A 3579-nucleotide genomic window follows, 5' to 3' on the forward strand; every position below is an offset into this window, starting at 1 on the left:
GAACAGAGTTGTCCAAGTCAAGTACACTAACCCGCATAACTTAACGGTTATGCATTGTCTTCTATCCTCTGCGTGGGGCCGACCGACATCGGCAGCGCGGGTTCCAGGATGGAAGGCGGGAAAGTATGCTTTTGGTTCAGAAGAAAGATCATCTTTAGTTACTAGCTGGATGATCGCGATGGACATACTTGTGCTCAAATAGCCGAATAGGCGGTAGCGCAAAATGTTATGTCTTTCTTTTTCTGGATCAAATCAAGCGCGAGAAGGGCGTTTGGTGAATGCCTTGGCAGCAAGAGGCGATGAAAGACGTGATACTCTGCGATAAGCCATGGGGAGCTGAGAATAAGCTTTGATCCATGGATTTCTGAATGGGGCAACCCACCTGAAAGCTTCATATTGTTATCCCCTCACAACCTGGTTGTGAGTAGATACTCAATATGGGGTTTAAACAGGTACTTAAGACCTGAATACATAGGGTTTTAAGAGCAAACCCGGGGAACTGAAACATCTAAGTACCCGGAGGAAAGGAAATCAATTGATACTCCCCTAGTAGCGGCGAGCGAACGGGGACCAGCCGAGCCAGATAAGTGACTAGAACACGTTGGGAAGCGTGGCCATAGCGGGTGACAGCCCCGTATAGGAAGCTTTGATGGACGTATTAAGTAGGGCGGAACACGTGAAATTCTGTCTGAAGATCGGAGGACCACCTTCGAAGGCTAAGTACTCCTTGCTGACCGATAGCGAACCAGTACCGTGAGGGAAAGGTGAAAAGCACCCCGACGAGGGGAGTGAAACAGTACCTGAAACCGAACGCCTACAATCAGTCGGAGGATCCTCGAGATCTGACGGCGTACCTTTTGTATAATGGGTCATCGACTTGGTCTCACGAGCAAGCTTAAGCCGTTAGGTGTAGGCGTAGCGAAAGCGAGTCTTAATAGGGCGCATGAGTTCGTGGGATCAGACCCGAAACCGAGTGATCTAGGCATGGCCAGGTTGAAGGTAAGGTAACACTTACTGGAGGACCGAACCCACATCCGTTGAAAAGGATCGGGATGAGCTGTGCCTAGGGGTGAAAGGCCAATCAAACTCGGAGATAGCTGGTTCTCTGCGAAATCTATTTAGGTAGAGCGTCATCCGAATACCCCGGGGGGTAGAGCACTGGATGGGTAATGGGGCCCCACAGGCTTACTGATCCTAACCAAACTCCGAATACCCGGGAGTACTAGATGGCAGACACACTGCGGATGCTAACGTCCGTAGTGGAGAGGGAAACAACCCTGACCTACGACTAAGGCCCCCAATTCATGGCTAAGTGGGAAAGCAGGTGGGACGACCAAAACAACCAGGAGGTTGGCTTAGAAGCAGCCATCCTTTAAAGATAGCGTAACAGCTCACTGGTCTAAATAAGTTGTCCTGCGGCGAAGATGTAACGGGGCTCAAGCCATGAGCCGAAGTCTAGGGATGCGTAAGCATCGGTAGCAGAGCGTAGTGTGACATAGAACCTTGCCTTTTTTACCGCCGGTCATTTGGTGCGCGCAATCGCGCTCAAGTAGCCGAATAGGCGGTAGCGCAGGCATAGGTTCTTTCGATGAAGCCGGGGCGTGAGCCATCCGGTGGAGAGATCACTAGTGAGAATGATGACATGAGTAGCGACAAAGAGTGTGAGAGACACTCTCGCCGAAAGTCCAAGGGTTCCTGCTTAAAGCTAATCTGAGCAGGGTAAGCCGGCCCCTAAGCCGAGGCCGAAAGGCGTAGGCGATGGGAACTAGGTTAATATTCCTAGGCCAGGAGGATGTGACGGATTGCAGGTGTAGTTCAACCTTATCGGATTGGTTGGGCTGCTGAGCAGTTCCTGGAAATAGCCCTCCATCAGACCGTACCCTAAACCGACACAGGTGGACTGGTAGAGCATACCAAGGCGCTTGAGAGAACGATGTTGAAGGAACTCGGCAAAATACCTCCGTAAGTTCGCGAGAAGGAGGCCCGGTTCCTAGGCAACTAGGGGCTGGGGGCACAAACCAGGGGGTGGCGACTGTTTATTAAAAACACAGGGCTCTGCGAAGTCGCAAGACGACGTATAGGGTCTGACGCCTGCCCGGTGCCTGAAGGTTAAAAGGAGAGGTGAGAGCCTTGAATTGAAGCCCAGGTAAACGGCGGCCGTAACTATAACGGTCCTAAGGTAGCGAAATTCCTTGTCGGGTAAGTTCCGACCTGCACGAATGGCGTAACGACTTCCCCGCTGTCTCCAACATCGACTCAGCGAAATTGAATTGCCTGTCAAGATGCAGGCTTCCCGCGGTTAGACGGAAAGACCCCGTGCACCTTTACTACAGCTTCGCACTGGCATCAGGATTGTGATGTGCAGGATAGGTGGTAGGCTTTGAAGCGGAAACGCAAGTATCCGTGGAGCCTCCCTTGAGATACCACCCTTCGCACTCTTGATGTCTAACCGCGGTCCGTTATCCGGATCCGGGACCCTGCGTGGCGGGTAGTTTGACTGGGGCGGTCGCCTCCTAAAGCGTAACGGAGGCGCGCGAAGGTTGGCTCAGAGCGGTCGGAAATCGCTCGTTGAGTGCAATGGCAGAAGCCAGCCTGACTGCAAGACTGACAAGTCGAGCAGAGTCGAAAGACGGCCATAGTGATCCGGTGGTCCCGAGTGGAAGGGCCATCGCTCAACGGATAAAAGGTACGCCGGGGATAACAGGCTGATACTGCCCAAGAGTCCATATCGACGGCAGTGTTTGGCACCTCGATGTCGGCTCATCTCATCCTGGGGCTGGAGCAGGTCCCAAGGGTACGGCTGTTCGCCGTTTAAAGAGGTACGTGAGCTGGGTTTAGAACGTCGTGAGACAGTTCGGTCCCTATCTGCCGTGGGTGTAGGAGACTTGAGAGGAGTTGCCCCTAGTACGAGAGGACCGGGGTGAACGATCCACTGGTGGACCAGTTGTCGTGCCAACGGCAGTGCTGGGTAGCTATGATCGGACAGGATAACCGCTGAAGGCATCTAAGCGGGAAGCCCCCCTCAAAACAAGGTCTCCCTGAGGGCCGTGGAAGACCACCACGTCAATAGGCCGGAGATGTAAGCGCAGTAATGCGTTCAGTTGACCGGTACTAATCGCCCGATAGGCTTGATTTGATCCAGTAATGGAAAGACAAGACCAAAGCATACACCAACCTTGAGTTGGACAACGCTGATTGATTAACACAACCGTGCAGGACCGCGCATTCGCAAGCGAATACGCTGCCTCCTGCATAGTCGCTTTCTTGAACAGCAAGAAAGTCGACCGAGGGCTTTTCCTCGGTTTGGTGGTCATAGCGCAAGTGAAACACCCGGTCCCATACCGAACCCGGAAGTTAAGCACTGCCGCGCCAATGGTACTTGGGCTTAAGCCCCGGGAGAGTAGGTCACCGCCAAACCTAGTAAAAGCCCAAAATCTCTCTAAACGATGAAAATAATACCTGGCCTCAAGTAGCCGAATAGGCAATAGGCACACCAAAGCGTCGCGGGGTGGAGCAGTCCGGTAGCTCGTCAGGCTCATAACCTGAAGGTCAGAGGTTCAAATCCTCTCCCCGCAACCA

1 tRNA gene and 2 rRNA genes are annotated in these 3579 nt (G+C 53.0%); all 3 read left to right on the forward strand.

The features are described 5' to 3' along the window. Positions 1-250 precede the first annotated feature (250 nt). The 3 genes from GOV85_RS21310 to GOV85_RS21320 all read left to right on the forward strand — a co-directional run bounded on the left by GOV85_RS21310 (position 251) and on the right by GOV85_RS21320 (position 3579). A 23S ribosomal RNA gene (locus GOV85_RS21310) occupies positions 251-3136 on the forward strand. A 166-nt stretch (positions 3137-3302) separates the two neighbouring features. After that, positions 3303-3417, forward strand: a 5S ribosomal RNA gene (rrf, locus tag GOV85_RS21315). An 85-nt stretch (positions 3418-3502) separates the two neighbouring features. After that, positions 3503-3579 (forward strand) — tRNA-Met (locus tag GOV85_RS21320).

This window comes from Ruegeria sp. HKCCA4633 (genome assembly GCF_013034605.1).
Classification (GTDB): domain Bacteria; phylum Pseudomonadota; class Alphaproteobacteria; order Rhodobacterales; family Rhodobacteraceae; genus Ruegeria.